The organism is [Empedobacter] haloabium (genome assembly GCA_008011715.2).
In the GTDB taxonomy this organism is placed as follows: domain Bacteria; phylum Pseudomonadota; class Gammaproteobacteria; order Burkholderiales; family Burkholderiaceae_D; genus Rugamonas; species Rugamonas haloabia.
The window spans coordinates 1,024,435-1,044,946 of record CP136508.1 but is presented as its reverse complement, the minus strand read 5'-3'; the positions used below and the strand labels follow the sequence as shown (position 1 = coordinate 1,044,946).

The following is a 20,512-nucleotide window of genomic DNA, read 5'->3' as shown; positions in this document are numbered from 1 at the left end:
CTCCATCGTTATGAGTTACGACTGCGGCACCAGTACCGGCACGGCCTTCCCGCGCATCATGGCGCCGTAGACCAGCGCCGAGATGGCGATGCCGACGAACCAGGCGTAGGTGTAGATCGTCTTGAAGGTGGCGCCCACGCCAGGGAACGACTGCGGGAACGCGGCGTTCAGGAAGCCCGGGATATTGGGCAACACGCCCAGCACGAAGGCGGCGATGGCGGCCATGTTCCAGCCCGCGCCGTACGAATACACGCCGTCCTCGCGGTACAGCTGCGCCACGTCCAGCTCCGTGCGGCGCACCAGGTAGTAGTCGACGATCAGTACGCCGGCAATGGGCCCCAAGAGCGCCGAATAGCCGATCAGCCATGTGAAGATATAGCCCTCGGTCGTCTCCAGCAGTTTCCACGGCATCATCGCCAGCGCAATGGCCGCCGTGATGTAGCCGCCGGTGCGGTAGGAGATGCGCTTCGGCGCCAGCGCGGAGAAGTCGTAGGCGGGACCGACCAGGTTGGCGGCCAGGTTGACACTGACCGTGTCGATCAGGAGGATCACCAGCGCCACCAGCACCGCCACGCCCGTCATGCGGCTGGACAGGTCCACCGGGTCCCAGATCGCTTCCCCGTACAGGACTACCGTGGCCGACGTGACGATGACGGCCAGCGCCGCCAGCAGACCCATGGGCACCGGCAGGCCGACCGACTGGCCGACCAGCTGGTCCTTCTGCGATTTCGCGAAACGGGTGAAGTCGGGGATGTTCAATGCCAGCGTGGCCCAGAAGCCCACCATGGCCGTCAGCGACGGCCAGAACGTCGACCAGAACTGGCCTGCCTTGGCGCCGCCTTCGACGAACTGCGACGGCTTGTGCAGCAGCGGCCCGAAGCCGCCTGCCTTGTCGTGCACCCACCACAGCAGCACGAAGCAGATCAGGATCTTCAGCGGCGCCGTGTAGGTCTCCAGCTTGCGGATCGCATCCATGCCATGCACGATGTACCAGAACTGGATGGCCCAGAAGGCGAGGAAGCACAGCAGTTGCGCCAGGTTGATGCCGAGCCCTGGCAGCTTGTCGCCGCCGATGGGTGCACCCATCAGGGCGCCGAGCAGGGTGTAGATCATCTGGCCGCCGAACCATGTCTGGATACCGTACCATCCGCAGGCCACGATGGCGCGCATCAGCGCCGGCAGCTTCGCACCGGCCGTGCCGAACGAGGCGCGCGCCAGCACGGCATACGGGATGCCGTACTTGGTGCCGGCATGGCCGATGGCCAGCATCGGCAGCAGCACGATGGCGTTGGCGAGGAAGACGGTCAGCACGGCCTGGTAGGCCGACATGCCGCCCTCGATCAGGCTGGCCGACAGCGTGTAGGCCGGGATGCACATCACCATGCCCACCCACAGCGCGGCGAAGTGATACCAGCGCCAGGTGCGCTGGGCGGCACTGGTGGGGGCCAGGTCTTCGTTCCACAGGTCGTTGTTGTTCATCTGCTCGTCCTTGTTAATGGGGCCAGTGGTGAAAACCGGGGACAGTCCCCATGCGGGGACAGTCCCCAAACCTCATGCTGCCGTGGGCACTTTCTCGGCGCGCGGATTGCGCGGGTCCTGTGTCCAGTTCATGTACGGCATGCCGGTCTGCTGCGGCACCATCGTGATGCAGCTCTGTACCGGGCAGGTGATCTCGCACAGGTTGCAGCCCACGCATTCGGCGTCGATCACTTCATACCTGCGCGCGCCGCTGACCGGGTCCACCAGCTTGGCGATGGCCTGGTGCGACGTGTCCTCGCAGGCGATGTGGCACTTGCCGCAGCCGATGCAGGCTTCCTGGTCGATCCTGGCGATCACCTTGTAGTTCATGTCCAGGTATTTCCAGTCGGTGGTATTCGGCACCGCCTTCCCTGAAAAGTCGGCCAGGGTGCGGTAGCCCTTCGAATCCATCCAGCGTGCCAGCCCGTCCTTCATCTGCTCGACGATGCCGAAGCCGTGCAACATCGCCGCCGTGCACACCTGCACGCAGCCGGCGCCCAGGGCGATGAACTCGGCCGCGTCGCGCCAGTTGTTGATGCCGCCGATGCCGGAGATCGGCAGGCCTTGCGTTGCCGGATCGCGCGCGATCTCGGCAACCATGTTCAGCGCGATCGGTTTCACCGCCGTGCCGCAGTAGCCGCCGTGCGTGCTGGCCGTGCCGACGGTCGGCAGCGCCACCATCCGGTCCAGGTCGATCGACGTGATCGAGTTGATCGTGTTGATCAGCGAGACCGCATCCGCGCCGCCGGCCTTGGCGGCGCGGGCCGGCTGGCGGATGTCGGTGATGTTGGGCGTCAGCTTGACGATCACCGGCAGGCGGCTGTGCTTCTTGCACCAGCCCGTGACCATCTGCACGTACTCCGGCACCTGGCCGACGGCGGCGCCCATGCCGCGCTCCGGCATGCCGTGCGGGCAGCCGAAATTGAGCTCGATGCCGTCCGCCCCCGTGGCCTCGACCTTCGGCAGGATGTCGGCCCAGTAGTGCTCCTCGCAAGGCAGCATCAGCGAGACGACGATGGCCCGGTCCGGCCACGCTTCCTTGACGGCCGTGATCTCGCGCAGGTTGATCTCCAGCGAGCGGTCGGTGATCAGCTCGATGTTGTTGAAGCCCAGGACTTCGCGGTTCTTGCCGTAGATGGCCGAGTAGCGCGACGAGACGTTGACTGCCGGCGGGTCCTCGCCCAAGGTCTTCCACACCACGCCGCCCCAGCCGGCCTCGAAGGCGCGGATGACGTTGTAGGCCTTGTCGGTCGGCGGCGCGGAGGCCAGCCAGAACGGGTTCGGTGCCTTGATGCCGCAGAAGTCGACCGACAGGTCGGCCCTGAAATGCGTGTCGATGGTGCCCATTACAGTGCCTCCGGTTGTGCGTTGTTGCGTGCCTGGATGTCGGCGTGGATCGCCAGCGCCGCCAGCTTGCCGTGCTGGACGGCCTGCACCGTCAGGTCCTGCCCTGGCGCCACGCAGTCGCCGCCGGCGTAGATGCCCGGCAGCGCGGTGCGGAACTGGCTGTCCACGTCGATCTTGTCGCCGCTGCGCTTGAGCAGCGTGGCCAGCGGGTCGGCCAGCGAACCCTCCGCCATGCTTTGCCCGATGGCCTTGAAAACCGCATCGGCCACCAGCTCGAACGTTTCGCCAGTGCCAGCCAGGCGGCCGGATTCGTCCAGCGCCGTCTTCTCGAAGCGCATGCCGCGTACACGGCCCAGGCCATCGAGCAGCACCTCGCGCGGCTGCGCCCACGTCACCATGCGCACCAGGTTGGCCTTGGCGATCTCCTGCTCGTGGTGCGTGGCGCTCATCGCGTCGAAGCCGCGCCGGTACACCAGCGTGACCTCCTCGGCGCCCAGGCGCTGCACCTGCACGGCCATGTCGATGGCCGTGTTGCCGGCGCCGATGACGATGGCGCGGCGCGGTACCGGCAATGCCGCCAGGTCGTCGGCCTGGCGCAGCGCGGCGATGTAGTCCACGGCGGCGACCAACCCCGGCGCGTCCTCACCGGTCAAGCCGAGCTGGCGGCTTGCACCGAGCCCGAGGCCGAGAAACACGGCGTCGTATTGCGCGTGCAGGTCCTTCAGGTGCAGGTTGTCGCCCAGCTTCTGGCCGTAGCGGATCTCGATGCCGCCGATCCCCAGCAGGAACTCCACTTCGCGCTGGGCGAACTGGTTGGTCAGCTTGTACTTGGCGATACCGTACTCGTTCAGGCCACCGGCCTTCTGCTGCGCCTCGAACACGACGACGTCGTTGCCCAGCATGGCGAGGCGGTGCGCGCACGACAGCCCGGCCGGACCCGCGCCGACCACCGCGACCGTCTTCCCGGTGGCGGGTGCGCGCTGGAACGGATGATCGACGAAGGACATATTGTCGGTGGCGTAGCGCTGCAGCAGCGCGATCTTGACCGGCTGGCCTTCGGCGTCGTGGTTGCGCACGCAGGCGTCCTCGCACAGGATCTCGGTCGGGCAGACACGCGCGCAGCTGCCGCCGAAGATGTTCTGCTTCAGGATGCCGGCGGCGGCGCCGTCGATATTGCGGTCGTGGATGTTGCGGATGAAGCTGGCGACGTCGATCTCGGACGGGCAGATGCGGGTACAAGGCGCGTCGTGGCAGTACAGGCAGCGCGCCGCTTCGATGGCGGCCTGGCGCGCGTTCAGTGGCGGCGCCAGGTCGGTGAAGTGGGTGGCCAGTTCGCCGTTGGTGGCTTTGGGTTGCGGGATGTAGTTCAGTGAGTCGAGCATGGTTGGTTCCTGGCTTTTGTGGCTAAAACCGGGGACAGTCCCAAAGGGACAGTCCCCCCTGCTAATACCGTCCCGGGACCGCAAGCCTTCGGGACTTCCCGCGCAGCGGGGTTACTTCATCTGTGGGAATGCAAATTCCGCGCCAGCGCTTGCGGTGTTTGGCCAGCGCTGCATCACGGCCTTGTGCCGCGTGTAGAAACGCACGCCTTCCGGGCCGTAGGCATGGTGGTCGCCGAACAGGCTGCGCTTCCAGCCGCCGAAGCTGTTGAAGGCCATCGGCACCGGCAGCGGCACGTTGACGCCGACCATGCCGACCTGGATCTGGCGCACGAACTCGCGCGCCACGCCACCGTCGCGCGTGAAGATCGCCACGCCGTTACCGTATTCGTTACGGTTGATCAGCTCCACCGCGCTGCCCACGTCCGGCAGCCGCACCACGCACAGCACGGGACCGAAGATCTCTTCCTTGTAGATCGACATCTCGGGCGTCACGTGGTCGAACAGGGTGCCGCCGACAAAGAAGCCGTTGGGCCGGTCCGCCACCTTGTGGCCGCGGCCATCCACGACCAGTCTGGCGCCCTGCTCCACGCCCTCGCCGATCAGCTTTTCGATGCGCTGCTGCGCGGCCCGCGTGACCACCGGCCCCATTTCGGCGTCCGGCGCGGTGCCGTCGCCGATTTTCAGTGCGGCCGTGCGCCGTTGCAGTGCATCGACCAACCGGTCGGCCGCGTCGCCCACGGCCGCGACGACGGAGATGGCCATGCAGCGTTCGCCCGCGGAGCCGTAGGCCGCGCCCATCAGCGCGTCCACGGCCATCTCCATGTCCGCATCCGGCATCACGACCGCGTGGTTCTTGGCGCCGCCCAGCGCCTGCACCCGCTTGCCGGCCGCGCTGCCCTTGGCATAGATGTACTCCGCAATCGGCGTCGAGCCGACGAAGCTGATGGCCTGCACCACCGGGTGCTCCAGCAGTGCATCCACGGTGACCTTGTCGCCCTGGACGACATTGAACACACCGTCCGGCAGGCCGGCCTGCTGCAGCAGGCGCGCATGCAGCAGCGAGGGCGAAGGATCGCGTTCGGACGGCTTCAGCACGAAGGTGTTGCCGCACGCAAGCGCCACCGGGAACATCCACATCGGCACCATCACGGGGAAGTTGAACGGCGTGATGCCCGCCACCACGCCGAGCGGCTGGCGCATCGACCAGGCGTCGATGCCGCGCGCGATCTGGTCGGTGAACTCGCCCTTCAGCAGCTGCGGAATGCCGAGCGCGAACTCCACCACCTCGATGCCGCGCGCGACTTCACCGCGCGCATCGGCCAGCGTCTTGCCGTGCTCGCGCGTCAGCATCGCCGCGAAGTCCTCGGTGTGCTGCTGGCACAGCTGCAGGTACTTCGCCAGGATGCGGGCGCGCGCCAGCGGCGGCGTATCCGCCCACGCGGGGAACGCGGCGTGGGCCGCCTGCACGGCCGCATCCACTTCGCCGGCGGTGCCCAGCGCCACGCGGGCCACTGGCTCGCCCAGCGCGGGGTTGTACACGTCGGCATAGCGGCCGCTGGACGTATCGGCGGTGCTGCCGCCGATGTAATGGGTGATGGTTTCCATGGTCTCTTTCGGGTTAGGCCAACAAGGTGTCGGCCGGTACGTAGTCGTAGCCCAGCGCATGGGCCACCGCTTCATAGGTGACCTTGCCCTGCGCGACGTTCAATCCGTTCTTCAGGTGCGGGTTGGCGGCCAGCGCTTTCGCCCAGCCCTTGTCCGCCAGCGCCACCGCGTGGCCGATGGTGGCGTTGTTCAGGGCGAACGTGGAGGTGCGCGCCACCGCGCCCGGCATGTTCGCCACGCAGTAGTGCACCACGCCATCCACCACGAAGGTCGGCGCCTCGTGCGTGGTCGGATGCGAGGTCTCGAAGCAGCCGCCCTGGTCGATCGCGACGTCGACGACGACCGCGCCCTGCTTCATCTTCGCCACCATCGCCCGCGTGACGAGCTTGGGCGCGGCGGCGCCAGGCACCAGCACGCCGCCGATGACCAGGTCCGCGTCCAGCACCGCTTCCTCGATGGTGTGGGCGTTCGAGTACATCGTCTGCACGCGGTTGCCGAACACCAGGTCGAGCTGGCGCAGGCGATCCACGTTCTTGTCCAGCACCGTCACGCGCGCGCCCATGCCGACGGCGATCTGCAGCGCATTGGTGCCGACCACGCCGGCGCCGATGATGGCCACGTGGCCGGGTGCCACGCCCGGCACGCCGCCCAGCAGCAAGCCCATGCCGCCCTTCGATTTCTCCAGGTGCGCGGCGCCGGCCTGGATCGCCATACGTCCTGCCACCTCGCTCATCGGCGCCAGCAGTGGCAGGCCGCCGCCGGGCCCCGTGATGGTTTCATAGGCGATGCAGATGGCGCCGGAGTTCACCAGCGCGCGGGTCTGCTCGGGATCGGGCGCCAGGTGCAGGTAGGTGTACAGGATCTGGCCAGGGCGGAGCATGGCGCATTCGCCCGGCTGCGGCTCCTTGACCTTGACGATCATGTCGGCGCGCTCGAAGATCTCCGCGGGGGTGGCCACGATGGTGGCGCCGGATGCCGTGTACATCTCGTCGCTCAGGCCGATGGCCGCGCCGGCGTTCTGCTGCACCAGCACCTGGTGGCCGCGCAGCGTCAATTCCTTCACGCTGGCCGGGGTCAGGCCGACGCGCGATTCCTGGTTCTTGATTTCCTTGGGTACGCCTACCAGCATGATTGTCTCCTTATGGGTGACCGCGATGCGGCGCGCCGATTGTGTCGATGCGCCGTGCAGTTTGTTTCAATCCAGTTCCTTCAAGATCTTCGCGAGCTTGCCGAACAACTCGTCGATGTGCTGCTTCTCGAACACCAGCGGCGGCGACAGCGCGATGATGTCGCCGGTGACGCGGATCAGCACCCCGTCCGCGAACGCCTTCTTGAACGCGGCATAGGCGCGCGCGCCCGGCTTGCCGGCCAGCGGCGCGAGCTCGATGCCGGCGATCAGGCCGATGCAGCGCAGGTCGATCACGTGCGGCAGGCCTTTCAGCGAGAACACCGCGTCGGCCCAGTAGTCCTGCAGGCCCTTGGCGTGGCCGAGGATGTCCTGTTCCTCGAACACCTGCAAGGTCGCCAGCGACGCGGCGCAGGCCAGCGGGTGGCCGGAATAGGTATAGCCGTGGAACAGTTCGATGCCGGCCGGCGCGTCCATCAGGGCGTCGTGCACGAAGGCTTTCGAGAACACCGCGCCCATCGGCACCGTGCCGTTGGTCAGGCCCTTCGCCGTCGTCATCATGTCCGGCTCGACGTCGAAGTAGTCGGCGGCGAACGGTGTCGTCATGCGCCCGAAGCCGGTGATCACCTCGTCGAAGATCAGGAGGATGCCGTGCTTGGTGCACAGCTCGCGCAGGCGCTTCAGGTAGCCCTTCGGCGGAATCAGCACGCCGGTGGAGCCGGCCACCGGCTCGACGATGACGGCGGCGATGGTGGAGGCGTCGTGCAGCGCGACGATGCGCTCCAGCTCGTCCGCCAGGTGGGCGCCGTATTCCGGCTCGCCGCGCGTGTAGGCGTTCTTCTCCAGATTGTGCGTGTGCGGCAGATGGTCGACGCCGGGCAGCAAGGTGCCGTACGGCTTGCGGTTGGCGGCGATGCCGCCGACCGAGATGCCGCCGAAGCCGACCCCGTGGTAGCCCCGTTCGCGGCCGATGAAGCGGGTGCGGCCCGCATCGCCGCGCGCCTTGTGGTACGCCAGTGCCATCTTCAGCGCCGTGTCCACCGCTTCCGAGCCGGAATTGGTGTAGAACACGTGGCCGAAGCGGTGGTTGGTGTAGGCCATCAGCCTGTCGGCCAGCTCGAAGGCGGCCGGATGGCCCATCTGGAAGGTGGGCGCGAAGTCCAGCTGGCCCACCATCTCGCGCACCGCCGCCACGATCTTCGGCTGCGCGTGGCCGCACGGCACGCACCACAGGCCGGCGGTGCCGTCGAGGATGTCGTTACCGTCGACATCCTTGTAATGCACGCCGGCGGCCGACACCAGCAGGCGTGGGCTGGCCTTGAAATCCCGGTTGTTCGTGAAGGGCATCCAGAAAGACGCCAGCGATGCCGGGCGGGACTCGTTCATGCTTTTCTCCTTGGAGGAAATTCAGTACGGACGCGTTTTACGACCCGTAAAAAAATTTACCAGTTGGCAAAATGATGATGCAATAATAGTCACGCCATTCACTATGGCACATATACACAATCGGCAAAACCATCCAACCGTACAGGTAGCCAAAACAATACAGTTTGGCGATGGCGCGGGAAGGGAGTCAACCATGGCACATCACGGCCTTGCGGCAGATCAAGGCGCCTGCGCGGCGCCACATCCCAGTTGGCCCGTGCTGCCGCTGGAGCGGAGTGGTAAAGGCAGTCTGGTCGACAAGATCGTCGCGGCTGTCACGGACATGGTGTCCGGCAAGGAACTGCGGATCGGCACCCGGATGCCGTCGGTGCGGCAGTTCGCCAAGTGTAATGGCATCAGCACCTTTACAGTTGTCGAGGCCTATGACCGCCTGGTCACCCTGGGACTGTTGTATTCGCGGCGCGGTTCCGGCTATTTCGTGGCGCGCCAGGCCCTCCCTGCCGCGCTGGCGCCAGTGCCGTTCGTCGCCGCGCCGGCCGCCGTGGACGCGCTGACACCCGAGCTGTACACGGGTGTCACGGACGCGCTGCCGGTCGGCGCCGGCTGGCTGCCGCCCGAATGGTATGGCGAGGACACGATCCTCGACGCCGTGCGCCAGGCCATGCGCATCCCGGCCAACCGTCTGCGCGGCTATGGTCACCCGCTGGGCTTCCCGGCGCTGCGCCAGCACCTGGCCAGCACCTTGACGGACGAGCTGTTCCCGGTGGACGCGGACCAGGTGCTGCTGACGCACGGCGCCACCCACGCCTTCGACCTGATCCTGCGCACCCTGACGCGGCCGGGCGACACGGTATTCGTCGAGGACCCCGGCTACAGCAACCTGCTGTCGCTGATCCGTCACCACGGCTGCAATGTGGTCGGCATCCCGCGCGACGAGCGCGGCCTGGACATGGAGGCGCTGGCCGAACAGGCCCGCCTGACACAGCCCAAGCTCATGTTCGTCAACACGGTGCTGCAGAATCCCCTCGGCACCTCGCTGACGCCGGCACAGGCACACCGCCTGCTGGCGCTGGCCGAGCAGTTCGATTTCTGGCTGGTGGAGGACGACATCTACCGCGAGCTGGCCGCGCGCGGAGAGGCCTCGCTGGCCGCGCTGGACGGCCTGCGCCGCGTGATCCGCGTGGGCAGCTTTTCGAAGACGCTGTCGCCCGTGCTGCGGGTCGGTTCGATCTGCGCCTCGGCCTCGCTGCTGCCGGAACTGGTGCGGGTCAAGATGCTGACGGGGTTGACGACCTCCGAAGTGAACGAGCGCGCGGTGCACCACGCGATCACGGCGCGGCCGTACCGGCGCATGGTGGAAAAGCTGGCGGCCCAGCTGGAGGCGGGCCGCGCGCGCAGCGAGGAAGCGCTGCGCGAGGTCGGCATGACGCCGGTGGCGCATCCGCGCGGCGGCATGTTCGTCAGCGCCGGCTGGGACATCGCGCCGACGCCGGACTGGAACGGCCGCGTCATCGCCGACCAGGCGCTGCGCGCCGGCATCCTGCTGGCGCCGAACGAATTCTTCATGCTGCGCGCAAGCAGCACGATCTGGTTCCGCTTCAACGTCGCTTACACCGACCAGCCGCAGCTGCGCGGCTTCCTGCAATCGATCAGGAGCCGCCGTGGATAAGCCCCGCATCAACAGCGCCGCCCGGCGCCTGCAGAACCGCGAAAGCCTGGAAGCGGACATCGTGGCCGAAGCCGTGCGCATGTTCGCCGACTGCGGCTACGAGGGCACCTCGATCGCCCGCATCGCGGAGAACGCCGGGCTGTCGAAACAGAACCTGATGTACTACTTCCCCACCAAGCAGGCACTGTACCAGCGTGTGCTGGATGACGTGCTGGACGAATGGCTGGAGCGCATGGCGCACCTGGCCGACGCCGGCCAGCCGGCCGACGTGCTGCGCGCCTACATCCAGGCCAAGCTGAAATTCTCGCGCGAGCAGCCGTATGCCTCGCGCGTCTACGCGATGGAGGTGATCGGCGGGGCCAAGCTGTACGGGGAGCAGATCCGCGACCGGGTGGTGCCGGTACTGCGGCGCGATATCGAGGTGTTCGAGGGCTGGATCGCGGCCGGCCGCATCGCGCCGGTCAACGCGACGCACCTGCTGTTCGCGATCTGGGCGATGACGCAGTCGTATGCCGACTTCGCGCCGCAGATGGCTCTGGTGCTGGACCGCCGGCTCACGCGCAAGGACTACGACGAGGCCGAGCAGACCATCGCGCGGATGGTGCTGGCGGCCGTCGCCGTGGCCTGATCAGCCACGCCGGCGGCGGCGCGCCGCCAGCACGGCGAGGCCGCCCAGCAGCAGGGTCACACCGGCCGGTTCCGGCACGGCGGAGATGGTCCCGGTGAATGGCTGCAGGTGGATCTCGCCGCGCTGCACCAGGTTCTTGACGAACACGCCACCCTCGACGTTCTGCCAGTTCGTCAGCGTGGCGCCGGTCGCCAGCACGGCGCCGCCGAACTGGCTGCCCAGGGTCAGGCTGGTGGCGTTGTAGAAGTTCCAGACCGCCTTGCCGCCGATCAGCGGCGCCGCGCCGCCCAGGAAGTTCGCGTTGATCGACGCGCTCGTCACGTCGGTATTGAAGATCACGCTGCTGACGCCGTTCAGGTGGAACTCGAACTCGCCCAGGCTGAACAGGCCCTCGTCGATCGTCTCCAGGTCGAACACGGCCACGCCGTCGGCGCCCGCCTTGGCATTGAAGACAGCCTTGTTGCCGCTGACGGCCACCGTGCTGCCGGTGGCGGCCAGGCCGTTCAGCGATGTCGACAGGCCCGTCAGCACCTGCTTGAAGTTCGTCGACGAGGCGGCGCCGCCGGCGGACTGCATCGCTGCGGTCGGCGTCGTCACATGGCCGCCGTTATAGTTGTTCCAAGCCGACGGCCCCGCCACGTAGGCCGGACCGTTGAAGTTGGTGCTGCTGGCACCGCCCTTGACGAAGGCTTCGCCGCTGTTGATCGTCGCGTTCGAGATCGAGCCGTTGACGACGGCGCCGCCGCCGTTGACGTGCAGATTGCTGGCGGCACCGCCAACGCTGAGACCCGCGTAAGCCGACGCCGGAGCCTGCGCCAGGTGCTGGCCATAGTCGCCGCCGTTGACGCTGCCGCCGGCCCAGGTACGGCCGTCCACGTGCGAAGTGGAGTCGATCGTGTTCAGCGCGACGACGTTGAGCTGGTTCAGTACCTGCGTGGCGGTCAATGGCGCCGCGGCGGCAACGGAGGTGGCGAACAAGGTAGCAAGAGCAAGCGGCAGGCGGGACATGGCATGAATTTCAGCAATTGATATTACTCAAAGGATATCATAGTTTCAGATTTACTACCGAGAGTCGCTGGACTCACCACAACAACCGAGAGGAACCGATGACCTGTTTCGAACCCTTTACGCTGCCTTGCGCACGCTTGCGGCTGCGCTTCCTGGACCAAGCCGATGCGCCCGCGTTATATGCGATGTTCCGTGACGTCGAGGCGATGCGCTACTGGAGCTCATCCGCATGGACCAGCGTGGCCCCGGCCTTGGCGATGGTCGAGGAAAGCCTGGCCGGTTATGCCAGCGGTGCGCTGCTGCGGCTGGGGATCGAGGTGGACGGCACCGTGGCCGGCGTCGTCACGCTGCGCAAATTCGACCTGGACAACCGTCGCTGCGAGATCGGCTACATGCTGGCCCGGCCGCACTGGGGCCGTGGCTTGATGCAGGAGGCGCTGCCGGCGCTGCTCGACCATGCCTTCGGCGCCCTGAACATGCACCGGATCGAGGCCGATGTGGATCCGCGCAATACGGCGTCAAGCCGGCTGCTGCAACGGCTGGGCTTCCGGCACGAGGGCCGGCTGCGCGAACGCTGGTTCGTCAATGGCGAAATCTGCGACAGCGAATACTACGGCCTGCTGCGGCATGAGTGGCGCGACCAGCGGCGCGAGGCCTGACCCGGCGGCCCATTCATCCGCCCGCCACGCAGGTCAACCCGCCAAAACAACGATTCATCGGATGGCCCTTTCCGGCCGTGGGGGCGCGGACTAAAGTCCTGTCATCGCCATCCTACTGGAGCCAACCAGCATGAAAACCATTAACAAGACCTTCTCGGAAACCCTGCGCGAAGCGAGCGACTTCGTCGTCGGCGTCGTCCGTCACGGCATGCGCCGGCTGGGCCGCATGTCGTGGCAGTCGCTGCTGGCGCTGTGCGTGATGCTGGCCCTGCTGCTGACGATCCTGCCGCTGGCACTGACCCTGTTCGTGATCTTCCTGCTGGCCAAGCTCGTCATCGGTGCCTTTGGCGTGCAGCACAGCCACAAGCGACGCATGCCGGAGCCGCAGGACACCATGCACGGCGGCGCGCAATGAGACTGGCGGCCGGCCGCGCGGGCGCCCTCGGCTTCCTGCGCGAACTGGGCGAGACGGCCAGCAACCTGTGGTGGCAGTTCTTCGACTGGCTGGCCCAGGTGCCGTTCCGCCAACTGGTGGTGACGTGGGTGCTGGCCTGGCTGCTGGCCCTGACGCCGGTCCTGCTGCCCAAGCAGGCCTTTGCCTTCATGCTGATCTCGTGCGGCCTGAAGGTGCTGGCCGGCGGCAAGCGCAAGGCGGAGATCGAGGCGCGCGCCGCCGCCGCCCACGCCGGCACGGAAAGCATGGAACGCCGTGTGGTGGAAGCGCAGATGGCCGCGCTGCAAGCCCAGGTCGAGCCGCATTTCCTGTTCAATACCCTGGCGCTGATCGGCCAGCTGATCGAGACCGATCCGCCGCAGGCCGCGCGCATCCACGAGCACCTGATCGACTACCTGCGCTCCACCTTGCCGCAGATGCGCGCCCGCGGTGGCGGCACCCTGGGCCGGCAGGTCGCGCTGTCGCGCTCCTATCTCGCCATCATGCAGGCGCGGATGAAGCAAAGGCTGGCGGTGTCGTTCGACGTGCCGCCCGAGCTGGAAAGCGCCGCGTTCCCGCCGATGATGCTGCAGACCCTGATCGAGAACGCCATCAAGCACGGCCTGGAGCCGAAGATCGAGGGCGGCCGCATCGACATCCGCGCCCACGTCGACGGCGCCACCATGCAGGTCGAGGTGCAGGACGACGGCATCGGCTTCTCGCGCCATGCCGGCGACGGTGTCGGCCTGACCAATATCCGCGAGCGCCTGGCGCTGCTGTACGGCAGCCGCGCCGAACTGCTGATCGAGGCGCCGGCCGAAGGCGGTTGCCGGGCCTGCATCCGGGTGCCGTTCGCGCCCGACATCTTCGCCAAGGAAAAAGCATGAGCAGCCACGCACCGACCGCGCTGATCGCCGACGACGAGGAACCGATGCGCGACATGCTGAAGAAGCGCCTGCACGACTGCTGGCCGGAGCTGCACATCGTCGCCGAGGCGGCCAACGGCATCGAGGCCATCGCGCTGGCGGGCCAGCACCGGCCCGACATCGTGTTCCTGGACATCCGCATGCCCGGCCTGTCCGGCATCGAGGCGGCGCGCATGCTGTTCAACCGCTGCCACATCGTGTTCGTCACGGCCTACGACCAGTACGCCATCGAGGCCTTCGAGCAGGGCGCGCTGGACTACCTGCTGAAACCCGTCGGCGGCGAGCGCCTGAAGACCACGTGCGCGCGCCTGAAGGAGCGCGTGGGCCGGGCGCCGGACGACATCGCGCAGCAGCTGGGCCGCCTGCTGGCGCAGGGCACGCAGCCGGCCACGGCGCCGCGCGCCTACCTGCACTGGATCCAGGCGCAAGTGGGCAACAGCCTGCGCATGATCAGCACGCGCGAGATCCTGTTCTTCCGCGCCGACGAAAAATACACGCGGGTGCAGACGGCGCAGGGCGAAGTGCTGATCCGCAAGACCCTGAAGGAGCTCGCGGACGAGCTGGACCCGGATGAATTCTGGCGCATCCACCGCTCCACGCTGGTGCGCGTGGACGCCATCGCGGAGGTCACGCGCGACCTGCGCGGACGCCAGCTGGTGCGCGTCAAACAGTCGGGCGAGGAACTCGAGGTCAGCCGCGGCAATACCCATCTGTTCCAGCAGATGTAGCCACGGCCGCGTTGCTTTTTGCGCGCCTGACTCCGCTTGCCCCACCTGGGGTGCTGGTCTATATTGGTGATTCCGCCCCTTGCGGGTCCTGGCCAGAACAAGGAGAAAGCAGATGACGACGATACCGAAGCACACGCGCGCCACCATCATGCCCTGCCTGCGTTACCGTGACGCCCCGGCCGCCATCGAATGGCTCTGCAACACGCTGGGCTTCGAGGCGGCGCTGGTGATCCGCAACGAGGACGATACCGTGGCGCATGCCCAGCTCACCTATGGCAACGGCATGATCATGCTGGCATCGGTCGTCGACAGCGAGTACGGCCGCCTGCTGAAGCAGCCCGTGGAAATCGGTACGTTCGTCACGCAAAGCTCCTACCTGGTCGTCAACGATGCCGACCAGGTGCACGAGCGCGTGCTGCGGGCCGGCGGCACTGTATTGCTGCCGCTGCAGGACGAGGATTACGGCGGGCGCGGTTTTACCTGCCGCGACCCCGAGGGCCACGTGTGGAGCATCGGCACTTACGACCCGTGGGCCGAGGCCGAGCGGCCGCGCTGACGCGTCAGGTGCCGGCGAGCGCGGCGACCAGCGCCGGGGCCGCCACTTGCGCGGGGCGGATGCCGATCAGGTCGCGGTACAGCGGCGGCAGGCCGGCGCACAGCCGCGCCAGCGCGGCTTCGTCGGTCGGCAGCACATATTGCAGCTGTGCGCCATCGGCAGCGGGCAGCGGACCTTCCATCGTCGAGCCGTAGGCACCCAGGTTCATGAAGCTGAGCGCACTGTCGTCCGGCGCGCGGGCGAACACGAACGTGCCGTCCTTCGGATGGCCCAGGTAACGACGCACCGCCTCCTGCGTGGCGAGGTCGGCCCCCTGCATCAGCTTGTAGCGCAGTTGCGCGTAGGCCCGCGTGCATTCCATGAACGCGGTGCGGACCGGCGACTTGTCGCGGCGGCCGTGACAGCACAGCAGCAGGTTGCCGAACGCATCGAGCAGCACGACCGCGTCGCCCTCGCCGCCATGTGCGCGATCGCGCTTGATGGCGTGCTCCAGGTAGGGAGCAAGCTCGGCGCCGGGCCGGCGCGGCGCGCAGCGATATGTCAGCGCATCCGGGCAGGCGCGCTTCAGCGCCCGCACGATGGCGTGGTCGGGCGGCAAGGTGGCAGGGTCCTGCAGGTCGGCACGCGGCGGATCGGCCTGGAACAGGCCCACCACGCTTTCGGTGGTGGCCTCGAACACCAGCGAGCACAAGGCCTGGGTAGGCTCCGCGATGGTCTTGCCGATGAAAAAATGCGGTGGTGCCGCGCCCCGCGGCGGGCGCGCATACGACGACGAACCCAGCACGGCCGGATAGGAAAAGCTGGCGCGCGCCTGCTGTCGCAGCCCGGCCGGCAGCGCCGAGAACGTCCCATCACCCTCGTAATCGACGCCGGCATTGCGGTCGTTCGCCGCCACGACCACGTTGAAGCCGGCCGCCAGCATGGCGCCGGCACACATGCAGCAAGGATCGAGCGACGTGACGATGGTGACTTCGTGCGGCGGCGGCAGCGCCCTGCCCTTCGCCAGCTCGGCGTAGTACCAGTCGACCAGCTGGCGTTCGCCATGGGCCGTCGGATCGTGGATCAGGCCATGGCGAATGACGTTGTTGTGGATGGCCTGCAGCACGGTGCCGAAGCTGTCCAGCATGACGCCGCCGACACCGAAGGTACCCTGGGTCTTGGCGGCGATGGCTTCCAGCGACGCGATGGCGACGGCCGCCTGCACGTCGATGGCTTTCTTCATCGTTTACTTCTTCAGGTCCTGGCCACCGAAGGCGTTCGGCAGCTGGGCGGCCGCCGTGGTCTCGAACACGTCGCCCTTCAGGTTGGTCAGCACGACGGGCAGCTCGTTGCCGCCCAGTTCCAGGATGACCTGACGGCAGGCGCCGCACGGCGCGATCGGGCCATCGGTCTCGCCGACGACGACCAGCTTGTCGAAGTCGCCCTGCCGGTAGCCGTGCGCGAAGGCGGAAAACAGCGCGGTGCGCTCGGCGCAGTTGCACAGGCCGTACGACGCGTTTTCCACGTTGCAGCCATGGAAGACCTTGCCGTCGCGGCACAGCAGCGCGGCGCCCACCTTGAAGTTGGAGTACGGGGTATAGGCCTTCAGGCGGGCGGCCTTGGCTTCTTCGATCAGTTGTTGGGTGTTCATGACGCCTATCTCAAAGTTGCCGAGAAAATGGGGACAGACCCCATTTTCTCGGCAATGTTTCCTGAAAAATGGGGTCTGTCCCCATTTTCTGGGAAATGTTATGGACGGATCGTGCGATAGACGATCGGGTTCGCGGCTGGTGCCGTATCGGCGATCGTGTACGCCGCCTGCACCTCGGCCACGGCCTGCTTGGCCGCTGCCTCGCTGCGCGCATGCACGATGGCCAGCGGCTGGCCGGCGTCGACCTTCTGGCCCAGTTCCGCCAGGTTCGTCAGGCCGACGGCGAAGTCGATCGCATCCTGCGGACGGCGACGGCCGCCACCCAGGCTGACGACGGCCAGGCCCAGGCCGCGGCAGTTGGTCGCGGCAGCATAGCCCGACTGCAGCGCCGGCACTTCGACGATGACCGGCGCCTTGTCCAGGTGCTGGTCCATGCGTTCGACGAAGTCGGCCGGACCGCCCAGCGCGGTAACCATTTTGGCGAAGCGTTCGGCGGCGGCGCCGCTGTCGAGCGAAGCCTGCAGCTTGGCGCGCGCCTCCGTTTCGCTGGCGGCCAGCTTGCCCAGCACGAGCATCTCGGCGCATAGCGCCATCGTCACTTCGTGCAGGCGCGCCGGACGCGCTTTGCCGGTCAGGTAGTCGACCGCGCAGCGCACTTCCACCGCATTGCCGGCGGCAGGCGCCAGCGACTCGTTCATGTCCGTCAGCAGCGCGGACGTCATCATGCCGGCGCCATTGCCCACCTTGACGATGGACTCGGCCAGTTCCACCGATTTCTCATAGGTCGGCATGAAGGCGCCGCTGCCCACCTTGACGTCCATCGCCAGCACGTCCAGGCCGGCCGACAGTTTCTTCGACAGGATGGAGCCGGTGATCATCGCCACCGATTCCACGGTCGCCGTGACGTCGCGGATGCTGTAGAACTTCTTGTCGGACGGCGCCAGCGACGCGGTCTGGCCGATGATGGCCACGCCGACTTCCTTGACGACCTTGCGGAACAATTCATTGTCCGGCACCGTGCAGTAGCCGGGGATCGAATCGAACTTGTCCAGCGTGCCGCCGGTGTGGCCCAGGCCACGGCCGGAGATCATCGGCACGAAGCCACCGCAAGCGGCGATCATGGGGCCCAGCAGCAGGGAGACGACGTCGCCGACGCCGCCGGTCGAGTGCTTGTCCATGACCGGGCCGGGCAGGTTCAGCGATTTCCATTCCAGCACGTCGCCGGAGTCGCGCATCGCGAGGGTGAACGCGACGCGCTCGTCCATCGTCATGTCGTTGAAGAAGACGGCCATCGCCAGCGCGGCGATCTGGCCTTCGGTCGTGTCGCCGCTGGTGATGCCGCGCACGAAGAAGCGGATTTCGTCAGCGGACAACACGCCGCCGTCGCGCTTCTTGCGGATGATTTCTTGGGGGAGGTACATGTGTGTTCTTTCTCTTTATATTCCAGGTGCCGTTGCCATTCGTCGAAACCCCAAAACCGAAAACCGGGGTCAGACCCGACGGGTCTGACCCCAGCTCCTGGTTCCGGGTTCAGTAGACAATCCTGCGCCTTAAACGCCGTAAGGAATCCAGATATTCTTCACCTGCGTCGCATGCGCCAGCACCGTGCGGCCCGCCGCCTGCTGCGTGCTGAACCAGTCACGGCCCTTGGCGCCGCCGGTCCAGGTGCGCTTGAGCGAACCGGCCGACAGCTTCTCCACTTCGGCGCAGCCGGCGGCCGAGCCGTCGTGGCGCCAGATCGCGTCGATGTCGCTGTGCGAAGCCAGCGTGCGCGCCAGCTCGTCGGCGCTGCCCGTGACGATGTTGACCACGCCGCCCGGCAGGTCGGAGGTGTCGAACACCTGGTACAGGTCCGTCGCCGTCAGCGGGTGCGCTTCCGACGGCACCACGACCACGCGGTTGCCCACGGCGATCGCCGGCGCCACCAGCGAGATGAAGCCCAGGAGCGGGTTCTCGTTCGGGCAGACGATGCCGATCACGCCGACCGCTTCGTTCAGCGCCACCGTGATGCCGTGCATCGGCGGCTGGTGCGCCGCGCCGTCGTACTTGTCGGCCCATGCCGCCCAGTAGAACAGGCGCTCGATCGATGCCTGCACTTCCTTCTCGGCGTTCTTGCTGCTCGTCTGCGCGGCGATGCGGTCGGCGAACTCCTGGCCGCGCGCGGCCAGGTTCTCGGCGATGTAATACAGCACTTGCGCGCGGTTGTGCGCCGTGGCCTTGGTCCAGCCGGATGCCTTGTGCGCCGCTTCGACGGCGTTGCGGATGTCCTTGCGGTTGCCCTCGCCGATCTCGCCGAGGAAGGTGCCGTCCGCGCCGTGGATGGCGCGGCTGTAGGCGCCGTCCGGGCGGGCCTGCTTGCCGCCGATGTACAGCTTGGCGGTACGGTCGATCGCGAACGGATCGTTCGACGCGGCGGCAGGTTTTGGTGCGGCCAGCTTGGCGACGGCCGGCAGGGCTGGACGCGCATCCTCGCTGACCGGCACCAGGTATTCGACCATGCCTTCGCGGCCGCCTTCACGGCCGTAGCCCGATTCCTTGTAGCCGCCGAAGCCGCACGCGGCGTCGAACTGGTTGGCGGTATTGATCCACACGACGCCGGCCTTGATCTGCGGCGCCACGTCCAGCGCCAGGCTGATGTTCTCGCTCCACACGCAGGCGGCCAGGCCGTACACGGTGTTGTTCGCCAGTTGCACCGCCTCGGCCGGGGTGCGGAAGCTCATCGCCACCAGCACCGGGCCGAAGATCTCGGCCTGCGCCACGGCGGCCGACGTCGAGGCACCGGTGATCAGGGTCGGCGCGAACCACGAACCTTCGGCCGGAATGTCGCAGGCGGCCGGCTGGTAGATCTCGCAGCCTTCCTCGCGTGCAGCTTCCACCAGGGCGTGGATGCGCTGGCGCTGGATCGGATCGACCAGCGCGCCGATGTCCGTCGACTTGTCCAGCGGCGAACCGAGGCGCAAGTTGTCCATGCGCGCCTTCAGTTTTTTCAGGAAGCGTTCCTCGACGGACTCCTGCACCAAGAGGCGCGAACCGGCACAGCAGACCTGGCCCTGGTTGAACCAGATCGAATCGACCAGGCCTTCGACGGCCGCGTCGATGTCCGCATCCTCGAACACGATGTAGGGCGACTTGCCGCCCAGTTCCAGCGACAGCTTCTTGCCGCTGCCGGCGGTGGCTTCGCGAATCAGGCGACCGACTTCAGTGGAGCCGGTAAAGGCCAGCTTGTCGATGCCTTCGTGCTTGACGATGGCTTCGCCGGTGCGGCCATCGCCGGTGACGATATTGACGACACCGGCCGGCACGCCGGCCTGCACGCAGATCTCGGCAAACAGCAGCGCGGTCAAGGGCGTGAACTCGGCCGGCTTGAACACGATCGTGTTACCGGCCGCCAGCGCCGGCGCGATCTTCCATGCCAACATCAGCAGCGGGAAGTTCCACGGCACGATCTGGCCGACGACACCCACGGCGCGGTGGCCGGGGAACTCTTCGTCCAGCAGCTGCGCCCAGCCGGCGTGGTGGTAGAAGTGACGCGCCACCAGCGGCAGGTCGGCGTCGCGCGTCTCGCGGATGGTCTTGCCGTTGTCCAGCGTTTCCAGCACGGCGAGCAGGCGTGCGTGCTTCTGCATCAGGCGCGCGATCGCGTACATGATCTTGGCACGGCCATGGCCGCCCAGCGCGGCCCATGCCGGCTGCGCGCGGCGCGCGGCCTGCACGGCACGATCGACGTCGTCGGCCGTCGCCTGCGTCAGCTGCGCCAGTTCCTTGCCGTCGGCCGGATTGGTCGAGGCGAAGGTTTCGCCCGCCTCTGTCCACGCGTTGTCGATGAACAGGCCGAACTTGCGGCCGCGCTGCTCCAGCCACGCTTGCGCTTCTTTCTGGCTCTCGGGAGCTGGGCCGTATTCCATGGTATT

General features: G+C 67.2%; 18 protein-coding genes. 7 read left to right on the top strand and 11 right to left on the bottom strand.

Going from position 1 to position 20,512, the window contains the following annotated elements:
• Window positions 1-15 precede the first annotated feature (15 nt).
• From E7V67_004705 to E7V67_004680, 6 genes are all read right to left on the bottom strand, one after another.
• Window positions 16-1,479: an NCS1 family nucleobase:cation symporter-1 gene (locus E7V67_004705; protein ID WUR14409.1), complete on the bottom strand. Its 1,464-nt coding sequence runs from the start codon at window positions 1,477-1,479 to the stop codon at window positions 16-18.
• A 72-nt stretch (window positions 1,480-1,551) separates the two neighbouring features.
• On the bottom strand, window positions 1,552-2,865 hold the full coding sequence (gene preA, locus E7V67_004700) for an NAD-dependent dihydropyrimidine dehydrogenase subunit PreA (GenBank protein ID WUR14408.1): 1,314 nt from the start codon (window positions 2,863-2,865) through the stop codon (window positions 1,552-1,554).
• Complete coding sequence (locus E7V67_004695) at window positions 2,865-4,247, bottom strand: NAD(P)-dependent oxidoreductase (GenBank protein WUR14407.1); 1,383 nt, start codon at window positions 4,245-4,247, stop codon at window positions 2,865-2,867. Before E7V67_004695 ends, preA begins: the two co-directional genes overlap by 1 nt.
• A 111-nt stretch (window positions 4,248-4,358) precedes the next feature.
• Window positions 4,359-5,852, bottom strand: a complete 1,494-nt coding sequence (locus tag E7V67_004690; GenBank protein WUR14406.1) for a CoA-acylating methylmalonate-semialdehyde dehydrogenase — start codon at window positions 5,850-5,852, stop codon at window positions 4,359-4,361.
• 13 nt (window positions 5,853-5,865) lie between these two features.
• Entirely contained in the window at window positions 5,866-6,981 is a 1,116-nt protein-coding gene (gene ald / locus E7V67_004685; protein ID WUR14405.1) for an alanine dehydrogenase, read from the bottom strand.
• Between the two features lie 66 nt (window positions 6,982-7,047).
• On the bottom strand, window positions 7,048-8,364 hold the full coding sequence (locus E7V67_004680; protein ID WUR14404.1) for an aspartate aminotransferase family protein: 1,317 nt from the start codon (window positions 8,362-8,364) through the stop codon (window positions 7,048-7,050).
• Between the two features lie 193 nt (window positions 8,365-8,557).
• Between E7V67_004680 and E7V67_004675 the strand changes: the two genes are divergently transcribed.
• Together E7V67_004675 and E7V67_004670 are read left to right on the top strand one after the other, a co-directional pair.
• Entirely contained in the window at window positions 8,558-10,033 is a 1,476-nt protein-coding gene (locus E7V67_004675) for a PLP-dependent aminotransferase family protein (protein WUR14403.1), read from the top strand.
• Window positions 10,026-10,661, top strand: a complete 636-nt coding sequence (locus tag E7V67_004670; protein ID WUR14402.1) for a TetR/AcrR family transcriptional regulator — start codon at window positions 10,026-10,028, stop codon at window positions 10,659-10,661. The genes E7V67_004675 and E7V67_004670 overlap by 8 nt, the downstream gene beginning before the upstream one ends.
• Here E7V67_004670 and E7V67_004665 read toward each other — a convergent pair whose 3' ends face one another.
• Window positions 10,662-11,669, bottom strand: a complete 1,008-nt coding sequence (locus E7V67_004665; protein ID WUR14401.1) for a choice-of-anchor A family protein — start codon at window positions 11,667-11,669, stop codon at window positions 10,662-10,664.
• A gap of 98 nt (window positions 11,670-11,767) precedes the next feature.
• Between E7V67_004665 and E7V67_004660 the strand changes: the two genes are divergently transcribed.
• The 5 genes from E7V67_004660 to E7V67_004640 all read left to right on the top strand — a co-directional run bounded on the left by E7V67_004660 (window position 11,768) and on the right by E7V67_004640 (window position 14,971).
• On the top strand, window positions 11,768-12,328 hold the full coding sequence (locus E7V67_004660) for a GNAT family protein (protein WUR14400.1): 561 nt from the start codon (window positions 11,768-11,770) through the stop codon (window positions 12,326-12,328).
• A gap of 130 nt (window positions 12,329-12,458) precedes the next feature.
• Complete coding sequence (locus tag E7V67_004655; GenBank protein WUR14399.1) at window positions 12,459-12,743, top strand: hypothetical protein; 285 nt, start codon at window positions 12,459-12,461, stop codon at window positions 12,741-12,743.
• Complete coding sequence (locus tag E7V67_004650; protein ID WUR14398.1) at window positions 12,740-13,648, top strand: histidine kinase; 909 nt, start codon at window positions 12,740-12,742, stop codon at window positions 13,646-13,648. Before E7V67_004655 ends, E7V67_004650 begins: the two co-directional genes overlap by 4 nt.
• A complete protein-coding gene (locus E7V67_004645; protein WUR14397.1) occupies window positions 13,645-14,415 on the top strand; it encodes a LytTR family DNA-binding domain-containing protein in 771 nt (256 codons plus the stop codon). Before E7V67_004650 ends, E7V67_004645 begins: the two co-directional genes overlap by 4 nt.
• Window positions 14,416-14,527: 112 nt before the next feature.
• Window positions 14,528-14,971, top strand: coding sequence for a VOC family protein (locus E7V67_004640; GenBank protein WUR14396.1), 444 nt, complete (start codon window positions 14,528-14,530; stop codon window positions 14,969-14,971).
• 4 nt (window positions 14,972-14,975) lie between these two features.
• Here E7V67_004640 and E7V67_004635 read toward each other — a convergent pair whose 3' ends face one another.
• The 4 genes from E7V67_004635 to E7V67_004620 form a co-directional block, all read right to left on the bottom strand.
• Window positions 14,976-16,193, bottom strand: coding sequence for a nucleoside deaminase (locus tag E7V67_004635; GenBank protein ID WUR14395.1), 1,218 nt, complete (start codon window positions 16,191-16,193; stop codon window positions 14,976-14,978).
• A 3-nt stretch (window positions 16,194-16,196) separates the two neighbouring features.
• Window positions 16,197-16,601: a cytidine deaminase gene (locus E7V67_004630; protein ID WUR14394.1), complete on the bottom strand. Its 405-nt coding sequence runs from the start codon at window positions 16,599-16,601 to the stop codon at window positions 16,197-16,199.
• 98 nt (window positions 16,602-16,699) lie between these two features.
• Window positions 16,700-18,022, bottom strand: coding sequence for a thymidine phosphorylase (gene deoA / locus E7V67_004625; protein WUR14393.1), 1,323 nt, complete (start codon window positions 18,020-18,022; stop codon window positions 16,700-16,702).
• A gap of 129 nt (window positions 18,023-18,151) precedes the next feature.
• Entirely contained in the window at window positions 18,152-20,506 is a 2,355-nt protein-coding gene (locus E7V67_004620; GenBank protein ID WUR16228.1) for an aldehyde dehydrogenase family protein, read from the bottom strand.
• Window positions 20,507-20,512 lie beyond the last annotated feature (6 nt).

Excerpts from the sequence above, each read along its gene's own strand:
- E7V67_004690 (WUR14406.1), bottom strand. The coding sequence starts at position 5,852 with ATGGAAACCATCACCCATTACATCGGCGGCAGCACCGCCGATACGTCC.
- deoA (WUR14393.1), bottom strand. The coding sequence starts at position 18,022 with ATGTACCTCCCCCAAGAAATCATCCGCAAGAAGCGCGACGGCGGCGTG.
- E7V67_004675 (WUR14403.1), top strand. The coding sequence starts at position 8,558 with ATGGCACATCACGGCCTTGCGGCAGATCAAGGCGCCTGCGCGGCGCCA.
- preA (WUR14408.1), bottom strand. The coding sequence starts at position 2,865 with ATGGGCACCATCGACACGCATTTCAGGGCCGACCTGTCGGTCGACTTC.
- E7V67_004645 (WUR14397.1), top strand. The coding sequence starts at position 13,645 with ATGAGCAGCCACGCACCGACCGCGCTGATCGCCGACGACGAGGAACCG.
- E7V67_004650 (WUR14398.1), top strand. The coding sequence starts at position 12,740 with ATGAGACTGGCGGCCGGCCGCGCGGGCGCCCTCGGCTTCCTGCGCGAA.
- ald (WUR14405.1), bottom strand. The coding sequence starts at position 6,981 with ATGCTGGTAGGCGTACCCAAGGAAATCAAGAACCAGGAATCGCGCGTC.
- E7V67_004660 (WUR14400.1), top strand. The coding sequence starts at position 11,768 with ATGACCTGTTTCGAACCCTTTACGCTGCCTTGCGCACGCTTGCGGCTG.
- E7V67_004635 (WUR14395.1), bottom strand. The coding sequence starts at position 16,193 with ATGAAGAAAGCCATCGACGTGCAGGCGGCCGTCGCCATCGCGTCGCTG.
- E7V67_004620 (WUR16228.1), bottom strand. The coding sequence starts at position 20,506 with ATGGAATACGGCCCAGCTCCCGAGAGCCAGAAAGAAGCGCAAGCGTGG.
- E7V67_004705 (WUR14409.1), bottom strand. The coding sequence starts at position 1,479 with ATGAACAACAACGACCTGTGGAACGAAGACCTGGCCCCCACCAGTGCC.
- E7V67_004695 (WUR14407.1), bottom strand. The coding sequence starts at position 4,247 with ATGCTCGACTCACTGAACTACATCCCGCAACCCAAAGCCACCAACGGC.
- E7V67_004630 (WUR14394.1), bottom strand. The coding sequence starts at position 16,601 with ATGAACACCCAACAACTGATCGAAGAAGCCAAGGCCGCCCGCCTGAAG.
- E7V67_004680 (WUR14404.1), bottom strand. The coding sequence starts at position 8,364 with ATGAACGAGTCCCGCCCGGCATCGCTGGCGTCTTTCTGGATGCCCTTC.
- E7V67_004665 (WUR14401.1), bottom strand. The coding sequence starts at position 11,669 with ATGTCCCGCCTGCCGCTTGCTCTTGCTACCTTGTTCGCCACCTCCGTT.
- E7V67_004655 (WUR14399.1), top strand. The coding sequence starts at position 12,459 with ATGAAAACCATTAACAAGACCTTCTCGGAAACCCTGCGCGAAGCGAGC.
- E7V67_004640 (WUR14396.1), top strand. The coding sequence starts at position 14,528 with ATGACGACGATACCGAAGCACACGCGCGCCACCATCATGCCCTGCCTG.